This is a genomic window from Streptomyces sp. NPDC102258, from assembly GCF_055584685.1.
In genome coordinates this window covers 73,424-97,247 of the sequence record NZ_JBVJLO010000015.1, presented here as the reverse complement: position 1 = coordinate 97,247, position 23,824 = coordinate 73,424, and the positions used below count along the sequence as shown (strand labels likewise).

Annotated in this window: 21 protein-coding genes; 11 read left to right on the top strand and 10 right to left on the bottom strand. The window is 73.3% G+C overall.

Annotated features, from left to right (window positions below):
- Positions 1-100 precede the first annotated feature (100 nt).
- Positions 101-1,516, top strand: a complete 1,416-nt coding sequence (locus ACZ6ZT_RS24035; RefSeq protein WP_469721926.1) for an NAD(P)/FAD-dependent oxidoreductase — start codon at positions 101-103, stop codon at positions 1,514-1,516.
- 58 nt (positions 1,517-1,574) lie between these two features.
- On the opposite strand, the gene ACZ6ZT_RS24030 is transcribed toward ACZ6ZT_RS24035, so the two are convergent.
- Positions 1,575-2,642 (bottom strand): ATP-dependent DNA ligase, encoded by a 1,068-nt coding sequence (locus tag ACZ6ZT_RS24030; protein WP_469721925.1) that lies wholly within the window; start codon positions 2,640-2,642, stop codon positions 1,575-1,577.
- Positions 2,643-2,717: 75 nt separating this feature from the next.
- On the opposite strand from ACZ6ZT_RS24030, the gene ligD reads away from it, so the two are divergent.
- On the top strand, positions 2,718-3,737 hold the full coding sequence (gene ligD, locus ACZ6ZT_RS24025; protein ID WP_469721924.1) for a non-homologous end-joining DNA ligase: 1,020 nt from the start codon (positions 2,718-2,720) through the stop codon (positions 3,735-3,737).
- A gap of 233 nt (positions 3,738-3,970) precedes the next feature.
- Positions 3,971-4,213 carry a WhiB family transcriptional regulator gene (locus tag ACZ6ZT_RS24020; protein WP_469722012.1) on the top strand — a complete coding sequence of 81 codons (243 nt, stop codon included), beginning with the start codon at positions 3,971-3,973 and terminating at the stop codon, positions 4,211-4,213.
- A gap of 75 nt (positions 4,214-4,288) precedes the next feature.
- On the opposite strand, the gene ACZ6ZT_RS24015 is transcribed toward ACZ6ZT_RS24020, so the two are convergent.
- The 3 genes from ACZ6ZT_RS24015 to ssgD all read right to left on the bottom strand — a co-directional run bounded on the left by ACZ6ZT_RS24015 (position 4,289) and on the right by ssgD (position 7,789).
- Positions 4,289-5,260 carry an acyl-ACP desaturase gene (locus ACZ6ZT_RS24015; RefSeq protein WP_469721923.1) on the bottom strand — a complete coding sequence of 324 codons (972 nt, stop codon included), beginning with the start codon at positions 5,258-5,260 and terminating at the stop codon, positions 4,289-4,291.
- Positions 5,261-5,475: 215 nt separating this feature from the next.
- Positions 5,476-7,116, bottom strand: a complete 1,641-nt coding sequence (locus ACZ6ZT_RS24010; protein ID WP_469721922.1) for an ABC-F family ATP-binding cassette domain-containing protein — start codon at positions 7,114-7,116, stop codon at positions 5,476-5,478.
- A 256-nt stretch (positions 7,117-7,372) separates the two neighbouring features.
- Positions 7,373-7,789 carry a spore wall synthesis regulator SsgD gene (gene ssgD / locus ACZ6ZT_RS24005; protein ID WP_469721921.1) on the bottom strand — a complete coding sequence of 139 codons (417 nt, stop codon included), beginning with the start codon at positions 7,787-7,789 and terminating at the stop codon, positions 7,373-7,375.
- A 304-nt stretch (positions 7,790-8,093) separates the two neighbouring features.
- Between ssgD and ACZ6ZT_RS24000 the strand changes: the two genes are divergently transcribed.
- Positions 8,094-9,248, top strand: a complete 1,155-nt coding sequence (locus ACZ6ZT_RS24000; protein WP_469721920.1) for a WD40/YVTN/BNR-like repeat-containing protein — start codon at positions 8,094-8,096, stop codon at positions 9,246-9,248.
- Here the strand turns inward: ACZ6ZT_RS24000 and ACZ6ZT_RS23995 are convergent.
- Positions 9,229-9,708: a GNAT family N-acetyltransferase gene (locus ACZ6ZT_RS23995; RefSeq protein ID WP_469721919.1), complete on the bottom strand. Its 480-nt coding sequence runs from the start codon at positions 9,706-9,708 to the stop codon at positions 9,229-9,231. The genes ACZ6ZT_RS24000 and ACZ6ZT_RS23995 overlap by 20 nt on opposite strands.
- A 127-nt stretch (positions 9,709-9,835) precedes the next feature.
- Positions 9,836-10,135, bottom strand: a complete 300-nt coding sequence (locus ACZ6ZT_RS23990; protein WP_469721917.1) for a YciI family protein — start codon at positions 10,133-10,135, stop codon at positions 9,836-9,838.
- 25 nt (positions 10,136-10,160) lie between these two features.
- Between ACZ6ZT_RS23990 and ACZ6ZT_RS23985 the strand changes: the two genes are divergently transcribed.
- Positions 10,161-10,838 carry an endonuclease V gene (locus tag ACZ6ZT_RS23985; protein ID WP_469721916.1) on the top strand — a complete coding sequence of 226 codons (678 nt, stop codon included), beginning with the start codon at positions 10,161-10,163 and terminating at the stop codon, positions 10,836-10,838.
- Between the two features lie 15 nt (positions 10,839-10,853).
- Here the strand turns inward: ACZ6ZT_RS23985 and ACZ6ZT_RS23980 are convergent, their stop codons facing one another.
- Positions 10,854-12,053 carry a saccharopine dehydrogenase family protein gene (locus ACZ6ZT_RS23980; RefSeq protein ID WP_469721914.1) on the bottom strand — a complete coding sequence of 400 codons (1,200 nt, stop codon included), beginning with the start codon at positions 12,051-12,053 and terminating at the stop codon, positions 10,854-10,856.
- A 307-nt stretch (positions 12,054-12,360) separates the two neighbouring features.
- Here ACZ6ZT_RS23980 and ACZ6ZT_RS23975 point away from each other — a divergent pair, with 307 nt between their 5' ends.
- The 5 genes from ACZ6ZT_RS23975 to ACZ6ZT_RS23955 are packed head-to-tail and all read left to right on the top strand — an operon-like array spanning position 12,361 to position 19,199.
- Positions 12,361-13,560: a CaiB/BaiF CoA transferase family protein gene (locus ACZ6ZT_RS23975; protein ID WP_469721913.1), complete on the top strand. Its 1,200-nt coding sequence runs from the start codon at positions 12,361-12,363 to the stop codon at positions 13,558-13,560.
- Positions 13,560-14,585: an LLM class F420-dependent oxidoreductase gene (locus ACZ6ZT_RS23970; RefSeq protein ID WP_469721912.1), complete on the top strand. Its 1,026-nt coding sequence runs from the start codon at positions 13,560-13,562 to the stop codon at positions 14,583-14,585. The genes ACZ6ZT_RS23975 and ACZ6ZT_RS23970 overlap by 1 nt, the downstream gene beginning before the upstream one ends.
- Before the next feature lie 12 nt (positions 14,586-14,597).
- Positions 14,598-15,740 (top strand): acyl-CoA dehydrogenase family protein, encoded by a 1,143-nt coding sequence (locus ACZ6ZT_RS23965; RefSeq protein WP_469721911.1) that lies wholly within the window; start codon positions 14,598-14,600, stop codon positions 15,738-15,740.
- 27 nt (positions 15,741-15,767) lie between these two features.
- The gene (locus tag ACZ6ZT_RS23960; protein ID WP_469721910.1) at positions 15,768-16,982 is read left to right on the top strand and encodes an acetyl-CoA C-acetyltransferase; all 1,215 of its coding nucleotides are present in this window, start codon (positions 15,768-15,770) and stop codon (positions 16,980-16,982) included.
- Between the two features lie 45 nt (positions 16,983-17,027).
- Positions 17,028-19,199 carry a 3-hydroxyacyl-CoA dehydrogenase NAD-binding domain-containing protein gene (locus ACZ6ZT_RS23955; RefSeq protein WP_469721909.1) on the top strand — a complete coding sequence of 724 codons (2,172 nt, stop codon included), beginning with the start codon at positions 17,028-17,030 and terminating at the stop codon, positions 19,197-19,199.
- Positions 19,200-19,226: 27 nt separating this feature from the next.
- Here ACZ6ZT_RS23955 and ACZ6ZT_RS23950 read toward each other — a convergent pair whose 3' ends face one another.
- On the bottom strand, positions 19,227-19,859 hold the full coding sequence (locus tag ACZ6ZT_RS23950; protein WP_469721908.1) for a maltokinase N-terminal cap-like domain-containing protein: 633 nt from the start codon (positions 19,857-19,859) through the stop codon (positions 19,227-19,229).
- 9 nt (positions 19,860-19,868) lie between these two features.
- The gene (locus ACZ6ZT_RS23945) at positions 19,869-20,600 is read right to left on the bottom strand and encodes a MerR family transcriptional regulator (RefSeq protein WP_469721907.1); all 732 of its coding nucleotides are present in this window, start codon (positions 20,598-20,600) and stop codon (positions 19,869-19,871) included.
- A gap of 85 nt (positions 20,601-20,685) precedes the next feature.
- Between ACZ6ZT_RS23945 and ACZ6ZT_RS23940 the strand changes: the two genes are divergently transcribed.
- The gene (locus ACZ6ZT_RS23940) at positions 20,686-22,551 is read left to right on the top strand and encodes an AMP-dependent synthetase/ligase (RefSeq protein ID WP_469721906.1); all 1,866 of its coding nucleotides are present in this window, start codon (positions 20,686-20,688) and stop codon (positions 22,549-22,551) included.
- 46 nt (positions 22,552-22,597) lie between these two features.
- Here ACZ6ZT_RS23940 and sph read toward each other — a convergent pair whose 3' ends face one another.
- A complete protein-coding gene (sph, locus tag ACZ6ZT_RS23935) occupies positions 22,598-23,593 on the bottom strand; it encodes a sphingomyelin phosphodiesterase (RefSeq protein ID WP_469722011.1) in 996 nt (331 codons plus the stop codon).
- Positions 23,594-23,824 lie beyond the last annotated feature (231 nt).

Below are 23,824 nucleotides of genomic sequence, written 5' to 3'. Positions count from 1 at the left end.
GGAGGGAATCGGACGGATGTGCGGGTTTCGGTCAGGGCCCATCCGTGCAGGCTCTGGGCGGTCTGATCGTCGTACGGTTCGTCGGTTCGGGGGAACGCGCATGGCACACGTGCTGGTCATCGGCGGAGGGGTCGCCGGTCTCGCGGCAGCCCTGCTCGCCGCCCGGCGGGGGCACACCGTCGAGCTGTTCGAGCGGGACACCCGCGCGCCCGGCACCGCCCTCGACCGGGACTTCTTCGGCTGGCGCCGCCCCGCCGTACCGCAGGCCGCCCAGCCGCACGCGCTGCTCGGCGCCGCCCGCAAGGTGCTGGTCAGCGAACTGCCCGACGTCCACGCCGAGATGCTCCGGCTGGGGGCCCGCGAGTGGCACGAGCTGGACTGGTTCGACGTACGGCCGCCCGCGCGGCCCGGCGACGAGGATCTGATCATGCTCCAGGCCCGCCGGATCGTGCTGGAGAGCGCCCTGGCCAGCGCGCTGCGCGCCGAACCGGGCGCGGTGGTGCACTACGGGGAGCCGGTCTGCGGGGTGACGGCCGTCTCGGGGGCGGCCGGGGCCGGAGGCGGCGGGGACCCGGAGGTCCGGGTCACCGGGGTGAGCACGCGGAGCGGCGCGTACGAGGGGGACCTCGTCGTGGACGCGGGCGGGCGGCGCGGCGGGGCCGAGCGCTGGCTGGCGGCGGCCGGCTGCCGGCCGGGCACCGTCGAGCGGCACCGTACCGGGCTCGCGTACTTCTGCCGCTGGTACCGGCTGCCCGCCGGGGTGCCGGAGGGGCCGCGCCGGCCGTGGACGGTGACCGGCGGCGGCTTCGCCGGGTGCGCGGTCTTCCCCGCGGACAACGGGGTCTTCGCGGTGACCCTGTTCGTGCACACCGAGGACCCCACCCGTTCGGCGCTGCGCGAGCCGGCCGTCTTCGAGGCCGCGGCGCGGGCCTTCCCGCCCGGCGCGGCCTGGCTGGGCCTGGGGGCCGTGCCGCTGTCCGGGGTACTGGCCACCGCGAGCCTGGACAACCGGTGGAGCGCGCTCGCGGACGAGCGGGGTCCGGTGGTCAGCGGGCTGGTCCCCGTCGGCGACGCGCTCACCCACACCAATCCGACCCTGGGGCAGGGGACCTCGCTCGCGCTGTGGGCCGCGCACCGGGTGGCCCGGACCGCGCACCAGGACCCCGGGTCGGCGCGGTTCGCCGCCGGGTACCACGCGTGGGCGGTGCGCACCCTCAAGCCCTGGTTCGACTTCCAGGTGGTGGCGGACGCGGCCATCGGGGAGCGCTTCGCGACCCGGGCCGGCCGGACGGGGACGGCGCGCGAGGCGGCCGCGCTGTTCGAGTGCGCGCTGGAGGACCCGGAGGTCATGCGGGCCCGGGCGCGGGTCCGCCACCTCGTGGAGCAGCCCGGGCGGGCCTACGCGCACCCCCTGATCCGGGCCCGGGTGGCGCGCTGGCTCGCGGCCCGCCCGGAGTACGCGCCGAACGCGGTGGGGCCGGACCGGGCGGAGTGGGAGAAGCTGACGGCCGGCTGAGAGGCCGGGCGGGGACGTCGCGGTGCGGGCGGGCGTGTGGGCGGGCGGCAAGGGGGCGTCAGAGGGGTGTGCCGAGGACTTCGGCGAGGTCGTAGCCGACGACCTCCTCCAGCTGGGCGTACGTGCAGCTCTCCGGTGTGCGGTCCGGGCGCCAGCGGCTGAACTGGGCGGTGTGCCGGAAGCGGTCGCCCTCCATGTGGTCGTACCTCACCTCGCAGACGCGCTCCGGGCGCAGTGGCACCCACGACAGGTCCTTCTTGCCGGTCCAGCGGCTCTGCGCCCCCGGCAGCCGGGCGCTCTCGTGCGCGGACTCCTCCGTCCAGGCCGCCCAGGGGTGGCCGGCGGAGTCGGGCATGCGCAGCGGTTCCAGCTCCTTGACCAGCTCGGCTCGGCGCTTCATCGGGAAGGCGGCGCAGACCCCGACGTGCTGGAGCGCGCCGTGGTCGTCGTACAGGCCCAGGAGCAGCGATCCGACAATCGGACCGCTCTTGTGGAAACGGAAACCCGCGAGGACGACGTCGGCCGTACGCTCGTGCTTGATCTTGAACATCAGGCGGGCGTCGGGCCGGTAGGGGAGGTCGAGGGGTTTCGCGACGACCCCGTCCAGCCCGGCGCCTTCGAACTGCTCGAACCACTGCCGCGCGAGCGCGGGGTCGGTGGTGGCGGGCGCGACGTGTACGGGGGGCCGAGCGGTGGAAAGGGCATCGACCAGGGCGGTACGGCGGGCGCTGAGCGGAGTGTCGAGCAGCGACCGGTCGTCCAGGGCGAGCAGGTCGAAGGCGACGAAGCTGGCGGGGGTGGTCCCGGCGAGCAGTTTCACGCGGGACGCGGCGGGGTGGATCCGCTCGGTGAGCCGGTCGAAGTCGAGCCGCCCGCCCTGCACGATCACGATCTCCCCGTCCACCACGCAGCGGGCCGGCAGGTTCTCTTTCAGGGCCGCCACCACTTCGGGGAAGTACCGGTTCAGCGTCTTGCCGGTGCGGCTGCCGATTTCGAGTTCGTCGCCGTCGCGGTGGACGATCGCCCGGAAGCCGTCCCATTTCGCCTCGTACTGCATGCCGGGCGGGATCTTCGCGACGGACTTGGCGAGCATCGGTTTCACGGGGGGCATCACCGGCAGATCCATGCCTTCGATTCTGCGGTGGTACGTCCGGACCCGCCCGGTGTGCGCGTCCGGCCGGGCGCGCCTACCGTGGCGCACATGGGTGCTGCGGGTGGTGCGATCGAACTCGAAGCCGGCGGGCGCAAGGTACGGCTGTCCAGCCCGGACAAGGTGTACTTCCCCGAGCGCGGCCTCACCAAGAGGGACGTCGCCGCCTACTACCTCGCCGTCGCGGACGGGATCACCCGGGCGCTGCGCGACCGTCCCACCACCCTGGAGCGGTTCCCCGACGGGGTGGAGGGCGAGTCCTTCTTCCAGAAGCGCGCCCCGAAGAACCTCCCCGACTGGATCCCGACCGCACACATCGCCTTCCCCAGCGGCCGCACCGCGGACGAGATCTGCCCCACCGAGCCGGCCGCCGTCCTGTGGGCCGCCAACCTGGGCTGCCTCACCTTCCACCCCTGGCCGGTGCGCCGCGGGGACACCGACCGGCCCGACGAGCTGCGCATCGACCTCGATCCGCAGCCGGGCACCGACTACCACCACGCGGTGGCCGCCGCCCACGAACTGCGGGCGCTGCTGGAGGAGCTGGGCCTGCGCGGCTGGCCCAAGACCTCCGGCGGGCGCGGGCTGCATGTGTTCGTGCCGATCGCCCCGCGCTGGACCTTCACCGAGGTCCGCCGGTGCGCGATCGCCCTGGGGCGGGAGCTGGAGCGGCGGATGCCGGGCAAGGTCACCACCGCCTGGTGGAAGGAGGAGCGCGGCGAGCGCATCTTCGTCGACTACAACCAGACGGCGCGCGACCGGACCATCGCCTCGGCCTACTCGGTCCGCCCGCGCCCGCACGCCCCGGTCTCGGCGCCGCTGCGCTGGGACGAGATCGATGACGCGGAGCCGCGCGACTTCGACATCGTGACCATGCCGGCGCGCTTCGCCGAGCTGGGCGACCTGCACGCCGACATGGACGAGCACGCCTTCAGCCTGGAGGCCGCACTGGAACTCGCGGCCCGGGACGAACACGAACACGGCCTGGAGGACATGCCCTACCCGCCGGACTACCCGAAGATGCCGGGCGAACCCAAACGCGTCCAGCCGAGCCGCGCGAAACACGAGGACTGAACCCCGTGCCATGACGGCACGACCCTGCCTAGGCTCGGACCATGACGCCCGCCGGACAGCGCCCCCTGCTCTTTCTCGATGTCGACGGCCCCTTGATCCCGTTCGGCGGCACGGGCCACCCCGCCGCGGCCGCCACTTCGACGTGCTCGCGCGGTGGCTGGGCGAAGTGGGAGGGGCGGGGTGTTGATGACCTGTTGATCGGACGTCCATCGGGCGGCAGCAGGATCGGCGGCATGTCGATGAACACCACTGCCACCAACGTCCCCGCCTGGTACGAGCTCGCGCTGTGTGCCCAGACGGGGCCCTCGTTCTTCTTCCCCGAGCCGGGTTCCTCGCTCCGGGACGCGAAGCGGCTGTGCGGGGCGTGCGAGGGGCGGCGGGCGTGTCTGGAGTACGCGCTGGCCAACGACGAGCGGTTCGGGGTCTGGGGCGGCCTGTCCGAGTCGGAGCGCCAGGCGCTGCGCCCGCGCGGCTGAGCAGCCGGACCCGGACGCGGTGAAGCCCTGGCGGGCAGGCCCGCCAGGGCTTCGGCACATCGGTGTACGGCCGCGTCAGCCCTTGCGGGCGGCCACCCGCGCGGCGCGCGCCGCCAGGCGCTCGTCGAACTTGCGGGCCTCGGAGTCCAGGCCGCCCATGAACAGCCCGAGCTCCTCCTGGGCCTTCAGACCCTCCGGGCCCAGCCCGTCGATGTCCATGACCTTGAGGAAGCGGATCACCGGGCTCAGCACGTCGTCGTGGTGGATCCGCAGGTTGTACACCCCGCCGATCGCCATCTGCGCGGCCATCCGCTCGAAGCCGGGCATGCCGTGGCCGGGCATCCGGAAGTTGACGACCACGTCCCGCACGGCCTGCATCGTCAGGTCCGGGGCCATCTCGAAGGCCGCGCCCAGCAGGTTGCGGTAGAAGATCATGTGCAGGTTCTCGTCCTGCGCGATGCGCGCCAGCATCCGGTCGCAGACCGGGTCACCGGACTGGTGGCCGGTGTTGCGGTGCGAGATCCGGGTCGCCAGCTCCTGGAAGGCGACGTACGCCACCGAGTGCAGCATCGAGTGGCTGTTGTCGGACTCGAAGCCCTCCGACATGTGCTGCATCCGGAACGCTTCCAGCTTGTCCGGGTCCACGGCGCGCGACGCCAGCAGGTAGTCGCGCATCACGATGCCGTGCCGGCCCTCCTCCGCGGTCCAGCGGTGCACCCAGGTGCCCCACGCGCCGTCGCGGCCGAAGAGGGTCGCGATCTCGTGGTGGTAGCTGGGGAGGTTGTCCTCCGTCAGCAGGTTCACGACCAGCGCGATCTTGCCGATGTCGGTGACCTTGGACTGCTTCGGGTCCCACGCTTCGCCGTCCTCGAAGAAGCCCGGGAAGTTCCGGCCGTCGCTCCACGGGACGTACTCGTGGGGCATCCAGTCCTTGGTGACCTTCAGGTGGCGGTCGAGTTCCTTCTCCACCACCTCTTCCAGCGCGTACAGCAGCTTGGCGTCGGTCCACGCCTGCGAGCTGCCGAGGTGGGGAGAGGTGATCGTCACGGGTGCTCCTGGGGACAAAGCGAAATACCTACGGTTCCGTAGCCTACGGAGTCGTAGGTTAAGGGTGGCATCAAGGCCCAGCCAAGCCCCAGGCATCGTTGTGTCCGGTTACCGCCGGTTATCTGCGCATTTGAAGGGCCCCTCCAGCGGATTCAGAAAGGTCAGAATCACGCCAGAAGGTGGCCCCGCCTCCCGCCTTGACGGCGCGCGTCGGCTCAGTCGTGCCAGAGCGCCTCCCGGACCTCCTCCGCCGAGGACGGCCGCAGCGTTCCGTCGAGCAGCAGCCATCGGGTGATCCCGACCGACTCCAGGAACGGCACGTCGTGGCTCGCCACCAGCAGGGCCCCCTCGTACGCCGCCAGGGCGCCCGACAGCTGTCGTACGCTCGCCAGATCGAGGTTGTTCGTCGGTTCGTCCAACATCAGCAGCTGCGGAGCGGGCTCCGCCAGCAGCAGCGCCGCCAGCGTGGCCCGGAACCGTTCACCGCCCGACAACGTGCCGGCCGCCCGGTCCGCCCGGCCGCCCCGGAACAGGAAGTGCGCGAGCCGAGCCCGTACGACGTTGTTCGTGGCGTGCGGGGCGAATCGCAGCACGTTCTCCACGACCGAGCGCTCGTCGTCCAGTACGTCGAGCCGCTGCGGCAGGAAGCGGGTCGGCACGTGCGTCACCGACTCCCCGGATTCGGGCGGCACCAGCCCCGCCAGGGTCCGCAGCAGGGTGGTCTTGCCCGAACCGTTGCCGCCGACCAGGGCGATCCGCTCCGGACCGCGGATCTCCCACTCGCCCGGCGCCGACGCCCCGTGCGCGAGGCCCAGGTCCCGCAGGGTCAGGACGCGCCGGCCCGGTGGCACCCGGGTCGCGGGCAGCTTGATCCGGATCTCGGCGTCGTCGCGCACCGCCTCGGCCGCCTGGTCGAGCCGCTCGCAGGCGTCCGCCAGCTTCTCGGTGTGCATGATCCGGTGTTTGCCCGCCGATTCCTGGGCGGCGCGTTTGCGGTTGCCCATGACGATCTTCGGCTCGCGCTTGCTGTCCTGCATCTTCTGGCCGTACCGCTGGCGCCGGGCCAGTTTGGCCCGCGCCTCGGCCAGTTCGCGCTTCTGGCGCTGTACGTCGGCCTCCGCGACGCGGACCATCCGCTCGGCCGCGTCCTGCTCGGCGGCGAGCATCCGCTCGTACTCGGTGAAGTTCCCCCCGTACCAGCGGACTTCACCGTCGCGCAGGTCGGCGATCTGGTCGACCCGGTCCAGCAGCTCCCGGTCGTGGCTGACCAGGAGCAGCACCTTGGACCAGGACTCGACCGCCGCGTACAGGCGGCGACGGGCCGCCAGGTCGAGGTTGTTGGTGGGTTCGTCGAGCAGCAGCACGTCCGGGCGGGCCAGCAGCAGGGCCGCCAGCCGCAGCAGGACGCATTCACCGCCCGAGAGCTCGCCGACGGTGCGGTCGAGTCCGACGCGGGCGAGTCCCAGCTGGTCGAGGGTGGCCAGGGACCGTTCCTCCACGTCCCAGTCGTCGCCCACGGCGGCGAAGTCGGCCTCGGTGGCCGCGCCCGCCTCGATGGCGTGCAGAGCCGCGCGGGCGGTGTGGACACCGAGCGCCTCGTCCACGCGCAGGGCCGTGTCCAGGGAGGCGTTCTGCGGGAGGTAGCCGAGGGTTCCGGCGACGGAGACCTGACCCGCGCTCGGCGTCAGCTCGCCCGCCGCGAGCTTCAACAGGGTGGATTTGCCCGACCCGTTGAGCCCGGTCAGGCCGGTGCGGCCGGGGCCGACGGCCAGCTGCAGGCCGTCGAAGACGGGGGTTCCGTCAGGCCAGTCGAAGGACAGGGCGGAGCAGGTGAGAAAGGCAGGGGGATGACTCATGGAGGCCTCCAGGTTGCGTGGAATGGTGCGTGCAACGCGGGGAGACGGCCGACGGGTCACAAGGATGTGGTGGCGGTCGGTGTCTCGGACCTCAGACGAGCAATGTCCTGCTCCGTTTCGGCGGCGATGGGGCGTTCACGAAGCTACGGCGGACGGGAGCGGCCCGCAAACGAATTGAGGCCGGTCCCGGTGGAGCGCGCGAGCGGCGCGCTCCACCGGGACCGGCCCAAGCCGGGAGGGAGGGGTGGCGGCAGGGTCAGCGGGAGCCGCGCAGCAGCTCGTCCAGGCTGTGGTCCATGTCGAGGTACAGGTGCTCCAGCCCCGGCGGGACGACCGTGGCGGCCCGGTCCAGGAACCGCTGGAGCTCGTCCGTCGGCATCAGCACGATCGCCACGCCCTCCGGCGCGTGGAACTCGACCGTCGTGCGGTCCCCGTCGTACGGACGCACCCGCACGTCGCCGCAGCCGGACGGGTGCCGCACCCCGGACAGCAGCAGCTCCCGCGCGAAGGTCCAGGCGACTTCGACGCCCTCCAGGGTGGCCAGGGCCGGGAACGACATGCGGACGGCGAAGGGATCCGCGCGGTCGTAGCAGAGGGTGACGGGCACGGTCTCGACCTTCGGCGCGGTGGCGACCAGTCGGGCCTGTACGGCCTGCTCGATGACAGTGATCAAGGCTCACTCCCTTGCGGCGGATCTGCTGCCGGCCGTGGGTGGGGCCCGGCAACCGGATAGACGCCGGAATCGGCAAATCCGTGCACGGCGGATGACGTGAGCTGTGTCACCGATTGGCCTGATCTCACCCGTGTGATCGCACAGAGTGAGAGAGGGAGGGATGCGGGAACAGGGCACCTCCGCGGTCACGTACGTCCCGGGGTGATCGCAAATCGTCCGGTTAGCGCTCACCCCACAGGAGCAACGGGCCGTCCGGGGGAGGCACCCTGGACTCCGGACGGGGGCTGCGTTAACTTCCGGCGCCATGGGACTTCTGGGAGTGGGCGCGTGCGCGGCGGCGCTGCTGATGGGGCTCGCGGGACCGGTCGTCGCGCCCACGCCCGTGCAGGCGCAGACACAGGCGCGGGCACAGACGCCGGCCGACGGCGGTGGCGTGTCGGACACCGCCGGCGCGGACGTGCGGGGCGCGGGCTGGGCGCTCAAGGCGACCGGCACGGACGCCCGGTTCCGGGGACTCGCGGCGGTCAGCCGCGACGCGGCGTGGGTGGCCGGCTCGAAGGGGACCGTGCTGCGCACCACCGACGGCGGGCGGAGCTGGCGGGACGTGTCACCGCCCGGCGCGGCCGCCGAGGGGCTGGAGCTGCGCGACATCGAGGCGTTCGACGCGCGGCGGGCGGTGGCGCTGTCCATCGGGGAGGGCGAGGCCTCGCGGATCCTGCGCACAGAGGATGGCGGCGCCACCTGGACCGAGGCCTTCCGCAACCCCGACCCGCGGGCCTTCTACGACTGCCTCACCTTCCTAGACGCCCGCCACGGACTGGCGATGAGCGACCCCGTGGACGGGAAGTTCCGGATCCTGGCCACCGACGACGGCGGCCGGGCGTGGCGGGTGCTGCCGGACGCGGGCATGCCGGCGGCGCTGCCCGGGGAGGCCGGTTTCGCCGCGAGCGGGCAGTGCCTGGCGGGGTCCGGGCCGCGCGACGTCTGGCTGGCCACCGGCGGCGGACCGGTCGCCCGGGTGCTGCACTCCGCCGACCGGGGCCTGACCTGGCGGGGCGCCGACGCGACCCTCCCGGCCGGGGACCCGGCGCGCGGGGTCTTCGCCCTGGCCTTCCGCGACCGTACGACGGGCCTCGCGGTCGGCGGTGACTACCGCGCCGGGCAGGCCTCGCCCCGCGCGGCGGCCCGCTCCGCCGACTCCGGGCGGGGCTGGAGCCAGGCGGCCACCCCGCCGCCGGCCTACCGGTCGGGCGCGGCCTGGTATCCGTACAGGCACGCCACGGCCCTGGCGGTCGGCCCGACCGGCACCGACGTCACCACGGACGCGGGCCGCACCTGGCGGAGCCTGGACGCGGGCTCCTTCGACACCGTCGACTGCGCGGCCGACGGCGGATGTTGGGCGGCGGGCGAGCGGGGACGGGTGGCCCGGCTGGAGCCGGTCAGGCAGCCGGGCCGATGACGAGGTCCATGCCGGGGTAGCGGGCGTCGGTGAAGCCGGCCGCCCGGTAGACGGGGTCGCCGTCGGCGCTCGCGTGCAGCTGGACGAGGTGGACGCCCTGGCCGCGGAGCCACTCCACCAGGCCGTCGACGATCCGGCGGCCGTGGCCCCGGCCGCGGGCGGCGTTGTCGGTGACGATCGCGTCCAGGTAGCCGCGGCGGCCGTCGGGCTGTCGGGGCGCGGGCAGGTGGTACGTGATCCAGGCCATGCCGGTGGCCACCAGCGGCTCGCCGGGAGCGCCGCCGGCGACGAGGCAGCACACGTCGGCCCGCCCGGTCAGCCGCTCCCGGAACCACCCGTCGGCGACCCTCCGCCAGGGCGCGTCCAGGGGCCCGGGATCCGTCCCGAGGGACTCCAGCGCGACGGCGCGCAGCCGTATCAGCTCGGGGACGTCCTCCACGACGGCGCGGCGGATGTGCACGGGTACCTCCAGGGATGGTGTCGAAGCGCCGGACTCCGGCCGCCCGCGCACCCCGCACGGGAGGCTCCCCCGACGACCCACCCGCCCCGCGCCACCTCGGGCGGCGGAGCCGTCGGGGTGCCGGGGGTCAGGCCGGCAGGGTTTCGCGGACGGCTTCCAGCGACGGGGCGGTCTTCGTGGCCACGAACTCCGTGATGCGGTAGGCGCAGACGCCGGCCAGGATGAAGGGGTCCTCGGCGGCTATGCCCTCGATCTCGGCGCGCGAGACGCCCGCCGCCAGGATGACGCCGCCCTCGCGCGGGACCTTGCGGCCCGAGGCGAGGAAGAGGCCGGAGGCGTAGTGGCCGTCCAGCCAGGCGATGTGGGCTTCCATCGCGGCGTCGACGGCTTCGAGGGGCGCGGTGTAGGTGAGCTCCATGACGAACATGATCGCCAGGCTACCCTCGCACTCCATGACGACTGTGAAGACCCCCGCCGACGAAGCCGAGGCCCGCGCGATACAGGACGAACTGCGCGCCCGCGTCGTGCTCGACGAGCCCGGACCGCCCCCCGGACAGGGCCTGATCGCCGGAGTGGACGTGGCCTACGACGACGAGCGCGACCTCGTCGCCGCCGCGGCCGTGGTCCTCGACGCCGCCACCCTTGAGGTGGCCGCCCGGGCGACCGCCGTCGGGCACGTCAGCTTCCCCTACGTGCCCGGACTGCTCGCCTTCCGCGAACTGCCCACCGTACTGGCCGCCCTCGACGCCCTGACCGTCGTCCCGGACCTCGTCGTCTGCGACGGCTACGGACTCGCCCACCCCCGCGGCTTCGGCCTCGCCTGCCATCTCGGGGTGGTCACCGGCCTGCCCAGCATGGGCGTCGCGAAGAACCCGTTCACCTTCACCTACGAGGAGCCGGGGGCCCGCCGCGGCGACACCTCCCCGCTGCTGGCCCCCGACGGCGCCGTCGTCGGGCGGGCGCTGCGCACCCAGGACGGGATCAAGCCGGTGTACGTGTCCGTCGGCCACCGCGTCTCGCTGGACGGGGCCTGCGCCCACGCCCTCGCCCTCAGCCCGCGCTTCCGGATCCCCGAGACCACCCGCCACGCCGACTCCCTGTGCCGCCGGGCCCTGCGCGAGGCCTCCTGACGGGCCGGCCCCCGGTCAGCGCGCGTCGGCCACCCGGAAGCGCAGGCCCGCCTCGCGGAGCCGGTCCAGCAGGGCGTCGCCCATGGCCACCGCCGTGGTGAGCTGCCCGGCCCGCTCCGGGAGGGCGTCCAGGGCCAGGCACAGCGCGGACTCCGCCAGCATCTTCGCCGTCTCCCCGTAGCCCGGGTCCCCGCCCGACACCTCGGTGAACACCCGCCGGCCGCCGCCCTCCCCGACGAAGCGGAGCGTGAACCAGCTGCGCGCACGGCGCTCCGCGTCGGGCCCGCTGCCCGGCTCCCAGCGGGCCATCAGCCACCGCCGGGCCGCCGGGACCTGCGCCAGCGCCGCCGTCGCGCCCATCGCGGCGGTCCCCCCGAGGGCGATCGGCAGCCGCCGCACCGAGGCGTAGTGCCGGTAGCGGAAGTCCGGACCGTAACGCTCCAGCGCGGCCGCCGACCGGGCCACGACGGCCGGGTCCAGGGTGGGCAGCGGCAGCGCCCAGGTCCCGGTCTCCCGGCTGAAGCGCGGCGGGCCCACGGGTCCCCGTACGCGCCGGCCCGGCACCCGGGGCTCGTACGGACGGCGGGCGCGCGCGGCGGCCAGGGTCTGCGGACCCCGGCCCAGGGCGGTGAGCGCGGAGGCGAGCGTGCCGCCGGAGAAGAGGGCGTTGGAGCGGACGAAGCCGTCGACCCGCAGCGGCACCCCTTCCGGCAGCCGGTGCACGGTGAAGTACGCCCCGAGGTCGGCCGGTACCGAGTCGAACCCGCAGGCGTGCACCAGCCGGGCCCCCGTCTCCCGGGCCCGCGCGTCGTGCGCTACGTACATCCGGTCGACGAACTCCGGCTCCCCGGTGAGGTCCACGTAGTCGGTGCCCTCCTCGGCGCAGGCCGCGACCAGCTCCGCCCCGTACCAGACGTACGGGCCCACCGTGGTGGCCAGCACCCGGGTGGCGGCGGCCAGTTCGCGCACGGCGGCGGCGTTCCCGGCGTCGGCCCGCAGCAGCGGCAGGGCGGCGCAGTGCGGGTGGCGGGCGGCCAGGTCCTCGCGCAGCCGTTCCAGCTTGCCGAGGTCGCGGCCGGCCAGCGCCCAGCGCAGCCCGGCGGGGGCGTGCTCGGCGAGGTACTCGGCGGTGAGCGCCCCCACGAAACCGGTGGCGCCGAAAAGGACGACGTCGTACGCCCGTTGCGGGCCTTCCTGGCGGACCTGCGCGTTCATGAACCGCTCCTCCCAGCTGGTGTCGGTGGCTGAGGCTAGCGTGGGGACCGGCGGTCCGTACGAGCGGGTGTGACCGGCGGTAAGCGGGAGGCGTCGATGAAGGCCGCTGTGCGCGGGCGGGAGACGGTACGGGAGTGCGCGCGCGGGCTGTCCGAAGCCGCCGAGGAGTCGCGCGCGACGCCGCCCGACGGGCCGATCCCGCCAAACGGCTAAGCGCTTGCTCTTGTGCTGAGCGGAACGCGTTCCTAGCATCGCTGGTGTTACATCGGTTGTGTCACACACTCGCACCAGGGGCGCTGGGGGCTCGATGGCAGTGACAGAGGACGGTCCGCGGCGGACGGCCACGGGCCCGCTCGCCGGCGTGCGCGTCGTCGAGCTGGCGGGCATCGGTCCGGGACCGTTCGCCGCCATGCTCCTCGCCGACCTCGGCGCGGACGTGGTGCGCGTGGACCGGCCGGGCGGCGGCGGCCTCGCCGTCGACCCGGCCTACGACGTCACCAACCGGAACAAGCGCTCCGTCCTGGTCGACCTCAAGTCCGAGGAGGGCCCCGCGCTGGTGCTCGACCTGGCCGCGCGGGCCGACGTGCTGATCGAGGGGTTCCGGCCCGGGGTCGCCGAGCGGCTCGGCGTCGGCCCGGCCGACTGCCACGCCCGCAACCCGAAGCTGGTCTACGGCCGGATGACCGGCTGGGGCCAGGAAGGCCCGCTGGCCCACACCGCCGGGCACGACATCGCGTACATCGCCGTCACCGGCGCCCTCGGCATGATCGGCGCCCCGGACGGCCCCCCGGCCGTCCCGGCCAACCTGGTCGGTGACTACGCGGGCGGCTCCCTGTACCTCGTCATCGGCGTCCTCGCCGCCCTGCAGCACGCCCGGACCCCCGGCGGCTCGGGCCAGGTCGTCGACGCCGCCATCGTCGACGGCACCGCCCACCTCACCGCGATGATCCACGGCATGGTGGCGGCCGGCGGCTGGCAGGACCGGCGCGGGGCCAACCTGCTCGACGGCGGCTGCCCCTTCTACGGCACCTACGAGACCTCCGACGGCCTGTACATGGCGGTCGGGGCGCTGGAGCAGCAGTTCTACGACACCTTCACGGACCTGCTGGGCATCAGGGAACAGGCCCCCGCCCGCAAGGACCTGGCCCGCTGGGGCGAGCTGCGCGAGACGGTCGCCGCCCGCTTCAGGACCCGTACCCGCGCCGAGTGGACCGAGGTCTTCGAGGGCACCGACGCCTGCGTGGCCCCCGTCCTGTCCCTGCGCGAGGCGCCGCGGCACCCGCACCTCGCCGCCCGCGCCACCTTCACCGACTTCGGCGGGATCACCCAGCCCGCCCCCGCCCCCCGCTTCTCCGCCACGCCGACCGCCGTCACCGCGGGCCCCGCGCGGCCCGGGGCGCACACCGGGTCGGTGGCCGCCGACTGGGACGTACCGGCCCTGCTCACGGCAACGGCGGCCGTAAAGGCAGCGGCGGAAGCGGAAGCGAAAACAGAGGAAGAGGCCTGATGGAACTGTCCATGCTGCTCGACTACGCGGGCGACCCGCGCAAGGCCGCCGACGAGGCCGCCGCGCTGGAGGCGGCCGGGCTCGACGCCGTATGGGTGGCCGAGGCCTGGGGCTTCGACTCCCCGACCATCATGGGCTACCTAGCGGCCCGCACCGAGCGGATGAAGATCGGCTCGGCCATCCTCAACGTCTACTCCCGCACCCCCGCCCTCATCGCCCAGACCGCCGCCGGACTGGACGCCGTCTCGGGCGGCCGGGCCCTGCTCGGCCTCGGCGCCTCCGGCCCGCAGGTGGTCGAGGGCTGGCACGGGAAGCCGTACGACAGACCGCTCGGCCGCACCCGCGAGACCGTCGAGCTGTGCCGCCGCATCTGGCGCCGGGAGACCATCGACCACCACGGCATCACCGACATGCCGCTGCCACCGGAGCGGGGCAGCGGCCTCGGCAAGCCGCTGAAGATCCTCACCCGGCCCGTGCGCGACGCGGTCCCCGTCTACGTCGCCTCCCTCGGACCGGCCAACGTCCGCCTGACCGCGGAGATCGCCGATGGCTGGCTGCCCACCCTCTTCCTGCCCGAGAAGGCCTCCGCGGTGTGGGGCGGCGCCCTGGCCGAGGGCGCGGCCAAGCGGTCACCCGAGCTCGGTCCGCTCCAGACGGTCGCGGGCGGCCTGCTGGCCATCGGCGCGGACGCGGCCGCCGCCCGCGACCTGGCGCGCCCGCAGATCGCCCTGTACGTCGGCGGGATGGGCGCGGTCGGCAAGAACTTCTACAACGACCTCGCCGTGGCCTACGGCTACGGCGACGCGGCCCGGAAGATCCAGGAGCTCTACCTCTCCGGGCGCAAGCGCGACGCCGCGGCCGCCGTCCCGGACGAGTTCTGCGAACTCATGACCCTGTGCGGGCCCGAAGGCTATGTGCGCGAGCGCGTCGAGGCCTTCCGGGAGGCGGGCGTCACCATGCTCAACGTCACGCCCGTCGGCCCCGAGCCGGCCCGGCTGATCGAAACCGTCAAGAGCTGGCTGTAGGGGGACCGACCGATGCAACGCCGCATCTTCGACGCCGACCACGAGGCGTTCCGCGCGACCGTCCGCACCTTCCTGGCCAAGGAGGTGCTGCCGCACTACGACCAGTGGGAGAAGGACGGCATCGTCAGCCGCGAGGCCTGGCGGGCGGCCGGCCGCCAGGGCCTGCTGGGCCTGGCCGTCCCCGAGGAGTACGGGGGAGGCGGAAACACCGACTTCCGCTACGCCGCCGTGATCGCCGAGGAGTTCACCCGCGCCGGGGCGCCGGGCCTCGCCATCGGCCTGCACAACGACATCATCGGGCCGTACCTCACCACGCTGGCCACCGAGGAGCAGAAGCGCCGCTGGCTGCCGGGCTTCTGCTCGGGCGAGACCATCACCGCCATCGCGATGACCGAACCGGGCGCCGGCTCCGACCTCCAGGGGATCCGCACCACCGCCGAGGACCGGGGCGACCACTGGCTGCTCAACGGCTCGAAGACCTTCATCTCCAACGGGATCCTGGCCGACCTGGTGATCGTCGTCGCGAAGACCACCCCCGAGGGCGGGGCCCACGGCCTGTCCCTGCTGGTCGTCGAACGCGGCACGGAGGGCTTCGAGCGCGGCCGCAACCTCGACAAGATCGGCCAGAAGGCCCAGGACACCGCCGAACTGTTCTTCCACGACGTACGCGTGCCCAAGGAGAACCTCCTCGGCGAGCTCGACGGCGCCTTCGTCCACCTGATGACCAACCTCGCCCAGGAGCGGATGGGCATCGCCATGGCCGCGATCGCCGCCGCCGAGCACCTGCTGGAGATCACCACCACCTACGTGAAGGAGCGCGAGGCCTTCGGCCGGCCGCTCTCCAAGCTCCAGCACATCCGCTTCGAGATCGCGGAGATGGCCACCGAGTGCGCCGTCACCCGTACCTTCCTCGACCGCTGCATCACCGACCACACCGCCGGCGAGCTGGACCACGTCCACGCCTCGATGGCCAAGTGGTGGGCCACCGAACTCCAGAAGCGGGTCGCCGACCGCTGCCTCCAGCTGCACGGCGGCTACGGCTACATGAGCGAATACCGGGTCGCCCGTGCCTTCACCGACGGCCGCATCCAGACCATCTACGGCGGCACGACCGAGATCATGAAAGAGATCATCGGCCGCTCCCTCCTCGGCTGACGCCAGACCTTCAGAAAGGCTTGACCAGTGAGCACCGAAGCGTACGTGTACGACGCGATCCGCACGCCGCGCGGCCGCGGCAAGGCCAACGGAGCCCTGCACGGCACGAAGCCGATCGACCTGGTCGTCGGCCTCATCCACGCCCTGCGCGAGCGCAACCCGGGCCTGGACCCGGCCGCCATCGACGACATCGTCCTCGGCGTCGTCGGCCCGGTCGGCGACCAGGGCTCCGACATCGCCCGCGTCGCGGCCATCGCCGCCGGACTCCCCGACACCGTGGCCGGCGTACAGGAGAACCGCTTCTGCGCCTCCGGCCTGGAGGCCGTCAACCTGGCCGCCGCCAAGGTCCGCTCCGGCTGGGAGGACCTGGTCCTCGCGGGCGGCGTGGAGTCCATGTCCCGCGTCCCCATGGCCTCCGACGGCGGCGCCTGGTTCAACGACCCGATGACGAACTGGGACGTCAACTTCGTCCCGCAGGGCATCGGCGCCGACCTGATCGCCACCATCGAGGGCTTTTCCCGCCGCGACGTCGACGAGTACGCCGCCCTCTCCCAGGAGCGGGCCGCCGCGGCCATCAAGGACGGCCGGTTCGGCAAGTCCGTGGTCCCGGTCACCGACCGCAACGGCCTGGTCGTCCTGGACCACGAGGAGTTCGTCCGCCCCGGCACCACCGCCGACTCCCTCGCCCGGCTGAAGCCCTCCTTCGCCGACATCGGCGAGCTCGGCGGCTTCGACGCCGTCGCCCTGCAGAAGTACCACTGGATCGAGAAGATCGACCACGTCCACCACGCGGGCAACTCCTCCGGCATCGTCGACGGCGCCTCCCTCGTCGCCATCGGCTCCCGCGAGGCCGGCGAGCGCGCCGGACTGCTCCCGCGCGCCCGGATCGTCTCGGCCGCCGTCTCCGGCTCCGAGCCCACCATCATGCTGACCGGCCCCGCCCCCGCCACCCGCAAGGCCCTCGCCAAGGCCGGGCTGACCATCGACGACATCGACCTCGTCGAGATCAACGAAGCCTTCGCGGGCGTCGTCCTGCGCTTCGTCAAGGACATGGGCCTGTCCCTCGACAAGGTCAACGTCAACGGCGGCGCCATCGCGCTGGGCCACCCGCTCGGCGCCACCGGCGCGATGATCCTGGGCACCCTCGTCGACGAACTGGAGCGCCAGGACAAGCGCTACGGGCTCGTCACCCTCTGCGTCGGCGGCGGCATGGGCGTCGCCACCGTCGTCGAACGCGTCTGACCGTCCTGATCCCCTGATCCCGCCTCTCACACGGAAGTAGCGAACATGAGCGAGTCCACCACGATCCGCTGGGAACAGGACGAGACCGGCGTCGTCACCCTGGTCCTCGACGACCCCGGCCAGTCCGCCAACACGATGAACCAGGCCTTCAAGGACTCCATCGCGGCGATCGCCGACCGCGCCGAGGCCGAGAAGGACTCCATCCGCGGCATCGTCTACACCTCCGCCAAGAAGACCTTCTTCGCGGGCGGCGACCTCAAGGACATGATCCGGCTGCGCCCCGAGGACGCGGCCCTCGCCTTCGAGACCGGCAACGCCATCAAGCGCTCCCTGCGCCGCATCGAGACCCTCGGCAAGCCCGTTGTCGCCGCCATCAACGGCGCCGCGCTCGGCGGGGGTTACGAGATCGCCCTCGCCTCCCACCACCGGATCGCCCTCGACGCGCCCGGCTCCAAGATCGGCCTGCCCGAGGTCACCCTCGGCCTGCTCCCGGCCGGCGGCGGCGTCACCCGTACCGTCCGCCTCATGGGCATCGCCGACGCGCTGCTCAAGGTCCTGCTCCAGGGCACCCAGTACAGCCCGCGGCGCGCCCTCGACAACGGCCTCGTCCACGAACTGGCCGCCACCCCCGAGGAGATGCTCGCCAAGGCGCGCGCCTTCATCGACGCGCACCCCGAGTCGCAGCAGCCCTGGGACGTCCCCGGATACCGCATCCCGGGCGGCACGCCGTCGAACCCCAAGTTCGCCGCCAACCTCCCGGCCTTCCCGGCCAGTCTCAAGAAGCAGCTGAACGGGGCCCCGTACCCGGCCCCCCGCAACATCCTGGCCTGCGCCGTCGAGGGCTCCCAGGTGGACTTCGAGACCGCGCTGACCATCGAGGCCCGGTACTTCACCGAGCTGGTCACCGGCCAGACCGCCAAGAACATGATCCAGGCGTTCTTCTTCGACCTCCAGGCCGTCAACGCGGGCCGCAGCCGCCCCCAGGGCGTCGCACCGCGCCAGGTCCGCAAGGTCGCGGTCCTCGGCGCCGGGATGATGGGCGCGGGCATCGCCTACTCCTGCGCCCGCGCCGGCATCGAGGTGGTCCTCAAGGACGTCACCGCCGAGGCCGCCGCCAAGGGCAAGGCGTACTCCGAGAAGCTCCTCGACAAGGCGCTCGCCAAGGGCCGCACGACCGAGGCCCAGCGCGAGGCGCTGCTGGCCCTGATCACCCCGACCGCCGACGCCGCCGACCTCGCGGGCTGCGACGCCGTCATCGAGGCCGTGTTCGAGGACACCGCGCTCAAGCACAAGGTGTTCCAGGAGATCCAGGACGTCATCGCTCCCGACGCGCTGCTCTGCTCCAACACCTCCACCCTGCCCATCACCGGGCTCGCGGAGGGGGTGAAGCGGCCCGCCGACTTCATCGGCCTGCACTTCTTCTCGCCCGTCGACAAGATGCCGCTGGTGGAGATCATCAAGGGTGAGCGCACCGGCGACGAGGCCATCGCCCGCGCCTTCGACCTCGTCCGCCAGATCAACAAGACCCCGATCGTGGTCAACGACTCGCGCGGCTTCTTCACCTCGCGCGTCATCGGCCAGTTCATCAACGAGGGCGTGGCGATGGTCGGCGAGGGCGTCGAGCCCGCCTCCGTCGAGCAGGCCGCCGCCCAGGCCGGCTACCCGGCCAAGGTCCTCTCGCTGATGGACGAGCTCACGCTCACCCTCCCGCGCAAGATCCGCAACGAGACCCGCAAGGCCTTCGAGGCCGAGGGCCGCGCCTGGGCGGAGCACCCGGCGGACGCCGTCATCGACCGGATGGTGGACGAGTTCGGCCGCTCCGGCCGCAGCGGCGGCGCCGGCTTCTACGAGTACGACGAGTCGGGCCGGCGCACCCGCATCTGGCCCGGCCTGCGCGAGCACTTCGCCAAGCCGGACGCGGAGATCCCGTTCACCGACATGAAGGAGCGGATGCTCTTCTCCGAGGCCCTGGACACCGTCCGCTGCCTCGACGAAGGCGTGCTCACCTCGATCGCCGACGCCAACATCGGCTCCATCATGGGCATCGGCTTCCCGGCTTGGACCGGCGGCGTCATCCAGTACATCAACGGCTACGAGGGCGGCCTCGCGGGCTTCGTCGCCCGCGCCCGCGAGCTGGCCGCCACCTACGGCGAGCGCTTCACCCCGCCGGCCTCCCTCGTGGCGAAGGCCGAACGGGGCGAGACGTACGCGGACTGACCCCGGACCGGGGTCCGCGGACCGGCGTCAGTGACCGGCGGCGCGCAGCAGGGCGAACACCCCGCGCCGCGCGCCGCCGTCCACCGCGGTCCACCCGGCCACCACCCGCGGCCCGTCGGCGCCGTCACCGGGGCGCAGCACCCGGGACAGGGTCAGGGACGCCCCGATGACGGTGGCGTCGGCGGTGTCGTCGGCCCGCCCGAGCCCGGCCGGGCCGGCCGCCGGCTCCGCCGGGCCGCCGAGGACCTCCACCGTCGGGTCGGGGGTGTCGCTCTCGCTCTGGGCCTGCGCCGCGGCCCGGCCCGCCAGCAGCGCCAGCAGCCGCTCCACCAGCACCGGGTCGTGGGCGCCGTCGTAGACCCAGCGCTTACCCAGCACCCCGTGCTCCATGGTGCCGATCAGCGCGTCCCCGGCGGCCTCCAGCGGGGCTCCGCGGTAGGCCAGCGGGACCAGGTAGGCGTGCGGCCCGTCGCCGGAGGTGTCGGTGACGACCATGAACTCGATGCCCACCTCGCCCTCGGGGTCGTCGAGCCGGAACCCGCCCGCCCGCGTGAGCCGGGCGAGGTCCCCCTGGCCCCGGTACCAGGGCCGCGACGGGAGCCAGCCGGCGAGGAGTTCGAGCTTGGTCGGGGCCAGTGTGGTGCGGTGGATGACAGCCATGCGGCGAACCTACCCTCCCTCCGGCACGAACGCCGCCCGCAATTCCGCCTTCAAGGAGCGCTGGAACGCCGTCACCAGGGCCTGCACCACCATCGGCTGCATGTGCGCCGACAGCGCCTTCATCGACTCCACCCGCTCCGGGTCGCTCTCGCCCTCGGTGAACGGCCCCCACACCTCGTCGCGGAACAGCGCCGTCAGTTCGTGCGCCGCCGTCCGCGCGTGCTCCATCAGCACGGTGCGGGCCGCCAGGATCGTCTCGTGCGCGATCGGTACGTCGAGCAGCGCGACCCCGAGCCGCAGCAGCCCCACGTCCACCCGGAAGGCGCCGCCGTCCGCCGCGGCGAGCACGTTCATCGCGGCGAGCCTGCGCAGGTCGGTGTCCGACAGGCTCCGCCCCGCCCGCTTCTCCAGCTCCGCCCGCGAGACCTCCCGCGCCGCGTCCGGCGCCCAGGTGGCCACCAGGGCCCGGTGGATCGCCAGATCGTGCGCGCTCAGGTCGTCGGGGAGCGCGTCCAGGTAGCGCTGGATCGCCGACAGGGTCATCCCCTGGTGCTGCAACTCCTCGATCAACTCCAGCCGGGACAGGTGCTCCGGGCCGTAGTGGCCCACCCGGCGGGCTCCGATCACGGGAGGGGGCAAAAGCCCGCGCGTGCTGTAGAACCGTACGGTGCGGACGGTGACACCGGCCTTCGAGGCCAGCTCGTCCACGGTGAGCACCGGCTCGGTCGCCCGGTCCGCCATCGTCCGCTCCTCGCTCTCTGCTCCACAGCTTGGGTTGAACAGTATTGCTGTCGCACCAACGATGTGAAACGGCCAGGAGCTGCCCATGACCACGAACCTGCGACTGCCCGGACGCCCCGAAGACCTCACCCTCCCCGTCCTGCTGCTCCGCAACGCCGCCGAGCACGGTGAGCTGCCCGCCCTCTCCTGGCGCGAGGGGCGCGAGGGTCGCGAGGGGCGCGAGGCGGAGGACGGCTGGCGCACGCTCACCTGGAGCGAGGTCCGCCGCGAGGTCGCCGTCCTCGCCGCCGGATACGCCGCCCTCGGCGTCGGGCGCGGCGACCACGTTCTGCTGATGATGGGCAACCGGCCCGAGCACTGGCTGAGCGACCTCGCGCTCGTCCACCTCGGCGCCGTCCCCGTCACCGTGTACGGAACCTCCGCGCCCGAGCAGATCTCCCACATCGCCCGCCACAGCAGGGCCCGCCTGGCCGTCGTCGAGGGGGCCGGTGAAGTGGCCCGGTGGGAGCCGCTGCTGCGGGCCCCCGGCGTCCCCCTGGAGCGGCTCGTGGTCGCCGAGGCCGCCGGGGCGGGAGCGCACACCCCGTACGCCTCCGTGCACGCCACCGGCGCCCGGCTGCACCGCGCCGGGGAGTTCGAGGAGGGCTGGCGCGCGGCCCGCCCCGAGGACCCGCTGACGGTCGTCTACACCTCGGGCACCACCGGCGACCCCAAGGGCGTCCGCCTCACCCACCGCAACATCATGCTCCAGGCGGTGCGGCTCGACCGGAACACCGAGCTGCCCGAGCACGCCGAGCACGTCTGCTACCTGCCGTTCGCGCACATCGCCGAGCGGATCCTCGGCATCTACCTGCCCCTGCTTCGGGCCGCCCACGTCCGCCTGGTCGCCGACCCGGCGGCCGTGGCGGGGGCGGTCCGCGAGCTGCGCCCCGTGCAGTTCTTCGGCGTGCCCCGGATCTGGGAGAAGCTGGCCGCCGCCGTGGGGGCCGTCGTCGCCCGGCTGCCCGAGGAGCGGCGGCTGGCCATCGAGGAGGCGGGCGGCCTGGCCCGGGCGCGGGCCGGGCACCGGGAGCGGGGCGAGGAGGTGCCCGCCGCGCTCGAAGCCTCGTACGCCCTGGCCAAGGAGCGGGTGCTCGATCCGCTGCTGGAGCGGGCCGGGATGGACCGGCTCGTCTGGACGGCCAGTGCCACCGCGCCGATGCCGATCGACGTGGTCCGCTTCTGGGCGGGTTGGGGGATCACCATCATGGACGCCTGGGGGCTGACGGAGACCTCCGGCGTGTGCACCGTCAACCGGCCGGACCGGTTCCGGCTGGGCTCGGTCGGGCTGCCGATCGAGGGGCTGGAGCTGAGGATCGCGCGGGACGGGGAGGTCCTCACCCGCGGGGAGACCGTCTTCGACGGCTACCTGAGGCCCGACGGCACGGTGGAGAGCGCCCGTGACGCCGAAGGCTGGTTCCCCACCGGGGACATCGGCCGGATCGACGGCGACGGCTTCCTGTGGATCACCGATCGCAAGAAGGAGCTGATCGTCACCTCGACCGGCAAGAACGTCTCCCCGGCCCTGGTGGAGAACACCGTCAAGGAACACCCGTTGATCGGCCAGGCCCTGGTGCACGGCGACGGCCGCTCCTACCTGGTCGCCCTGCTCGTCCTGGACCCCGAACTGGCCCCCGCCTGGGCGGCCGCCCGGGGGATCGGGGCCGGCTCGCTGGCCGCCCTCGCCGAGCACCCGGCCGTGCTGGAGGAGACCGCCCGCGCGGTGGCCGCCGCCAACGCCCGCCTCAACCGCACCGAGCAGATCAAGCGCTACCGGCTGCTCGCCGAGGAGTGGGGCCCGCTGAGCGGTGAGCTCACCCCGTCGCTGAAACTGCGCCGCCGCGTGGTCCGGGAGAAGTACGGGCCGCTGATCGAGGAGCTGTACGAGGTCCCGGCGGCGCCCCCGCAGTAGCCGGCCGCGGGTGCCCGCCGGTGGGCGGGCACCCGCGGCCGTGCCGTCAGGAACCGATCAGGGGGTAGTGGTCCGAGAGGTTGGTGTACGTGTAGGACGTGCCCCAGCTGGAGACCGTCCAGGGCGCCGACTGCTCCTTGACGACGGTGTTGTTCCAGTTCGCCGGGCGGGCGTTGCCCTTGCGGTAGAGGACGTAGTCCAGGTCCTCGCGCGGGTCCGTCGGGTAGCGGTAGTTCGCGATCGAGTTGAGCGCCGTGTCGAAGGAGTACGGGTGACCCGTGCGCGAGTCGGCGCCGGCCAGGTCGGCGTCGGCCAGCATGGAGGCGTACTCGGGGCTGCGCGAGTCGACGTTCATGTCGCCCGCCACGATGACCTGCTCGCCCGCCGGGATGTTCTTGGCGTCCAGGAAGGCGTCGATCGCCTTGAACTGCCGGCTGCGCATCTGCGCGGCCTCACCCGCGCCGCAGCCCGGGTCGGTGGACTGCGCGTGGGTGCCCACCACGTGGACCCGGGCGCCGTTCACGTCCAGGACCACGTAGGCGAAACCCTTGTTGGACCACCAGTCGGCGCCGCAGGCGTCCTTGTAGACCACCTGCTCCTTGCGGACGATCGGCCACTTGCTCAGGATCGCGACGCCGCCGTCCTCCGGGGTGGTGGCGGAGTACGACCCGCCCGTCGCGTCCCAGCCGCTCTTGCTGCGCCCCACGACCGGGGTCTGGTACGGGTACTGCGCGGCCGAACCGGCCTTCAGCGCGTCCGAGGCGCCGTTGTCGAAGGCCTCCTGGAGCACGACCACGTCGTGGCCCTGGTAGAAGGACGCCTTGGGGATCTCGGCGGCCCGGTGGTCCTGACCCCAGTTCGGGTACAGGTTCTTGCTCATCAGGAAGGTGTTGTACGTCAGGACGCCGAGCCGCGGCGCGGCGGCCGGGGCGCTCTCCGCGGCCGTGGCGGCGGGCGCGGTGGTGAGGGCCAGGGCTCCCGCGGCGAGCGCCGCGACGGCCGTGGCGGCGGCGCGGGTGCGGCGGTGCGAGGTGTGCGGCATGGAGGTCTCCGTCAGTGCGGCGGGGAAGATCGACGCCGTCATCCAAGCAGCCACGGTTACTTCGGGGTAACACCCGTGACAAGACTTTCTGTCCGGGCCACGACAAGGTGGGGGCGGGCGCCGCGAGCGGCCCGCCGAGGCCTGCGCGGCGGGTGCCGGAAGCGGCCCGCCGAGGCCTGCGGCGATACTGGAAGGACCGCGAGGCGCGCGGGGCACGACCGGGGGAGCACC

Bases quoted from the DNA above. Each gene is read 5' to 3' on its own strand.
- sph (WP_469722011.1), bottom strand. From the start codon at position 23,593: ATGCCGCACACCTCGCACCGCCGCACCCGCGCCGCCGCCACGGCCGTC.
- ACZ6ZT_RS23940 (WP_469721906.1), top strand. From the start codon at position 20,686: ATGACCACGAACCTGCGACTGCCCGGACGCCCCGAAGACCTCACCCTC.
- ACZ6ZT_RS24030 (WP_469721925.1), bottom strand. From the start codon at position 2,642: ATGGATCTGCCGGTGATGCCCCCCGTGAAACCGATGCTCGCCAAGTCC.
- ACZ6ZT_RS24000 (WP_469721920.1), top strand. From the start codon at position 8,094: ATGGGACTTCTGGGAGTGGGCGCGTGCGCGGCGGCGCTGCTGATGGGG.
- ACZ6ZT_RS23945 (WP_469721907.1), bottom strand. From the start codon at position 20,600: ATGGCGGACCGGGCGACCGAGCCGGTGCTCACCGTGGACGAGCTGGCC.
- ACZ6ZT_RS24020 (WP_469722012.1), top strand. From the start codon at position 3,971: ATGTCGATGAACACCACTGCCACCAACGTCCCCGCCTGGTACGAGCTC.
- ACZ6ZT_RS23990 (WP_469721917.1), bottom strand. From the start codon at position 10,135: ATGTTCGTCATGGAGCTCACCTACACCGCGCCCCTCGAAGCCGTCGAC.
- ACZ6ZT_RS23965 (WP_469721911.1), top strand. From the start codon at position 14,598: ATGCAACGCCGCATCTTCGACGCCGACCACGAGGCGTTCCGCGCGACC.
- ACZ6ZT_RS23970 (WP_469721912.1), top strand. From the start codon at position 13,560: ATGGAACTGTCCATGCTGCTCGACTACGCGGGCGACCCGCGCAAGGCC.
- ACZ6ZT_RS23985 (WP_469721916.1), top strand. From the start codon at position 10,161: ATGACGACTGTGAAGACCCCCGCCGACGAAGCCGAGGCCCGCGCGATA.
- ACZ6ZT_RS24035 (WP_469721926.1), top strand. From the start codon at position 101: ATGGCACACGTGCTGGTCATCGGCGGAGGGGTCGCCGGTCTCGCGGCA.
- ACZ6ZT_RS23955 (WP_469721909.1), top strand. From the start codon at position 17,028: ATGAGCGAGTCCACCACGATCCGCTGGGAACAGGACGAGACCGGCGTC.
- ligD (WP_469721924.1), top strand. From the start codon at position 2,718: ATGGGTGCTGCGGGTGGTGCGATCGAACTCGAAGCCGGCGGGCGCAAG.
- ACZ6ZT_RS23950 (WP_469721908.1), bottom strand. From the start codon at position 19,859: ATGGCTGTCATCCACCGCACCACACTGGCCCCGACCAAGCTCGAACTC.
- ACZ6ZT_RS23975 (WP_469721913.1), top strand. From the start codon at position 12,361: ATGGCAGTGACAGAGGACGGTCCGCGGCGGACGGCCACGGGCCCGCTC.
- ACZ6ZT_RS23980 (WP_469721914.1), bottom strand. From the start codon at position 12,053: ATGAACGCGCAGGTCCGCCAGGAAGGCCCGCAACGGGCGTACGACGTC.
- ACZ6ZT_RS24010 (WP_469721922.1), bottom strand. From the start codon at position 7,116: ATGAGTCATCCCCCTGCCTTTCTCACCTGCTCCGCCCTGTCCTTCGAC.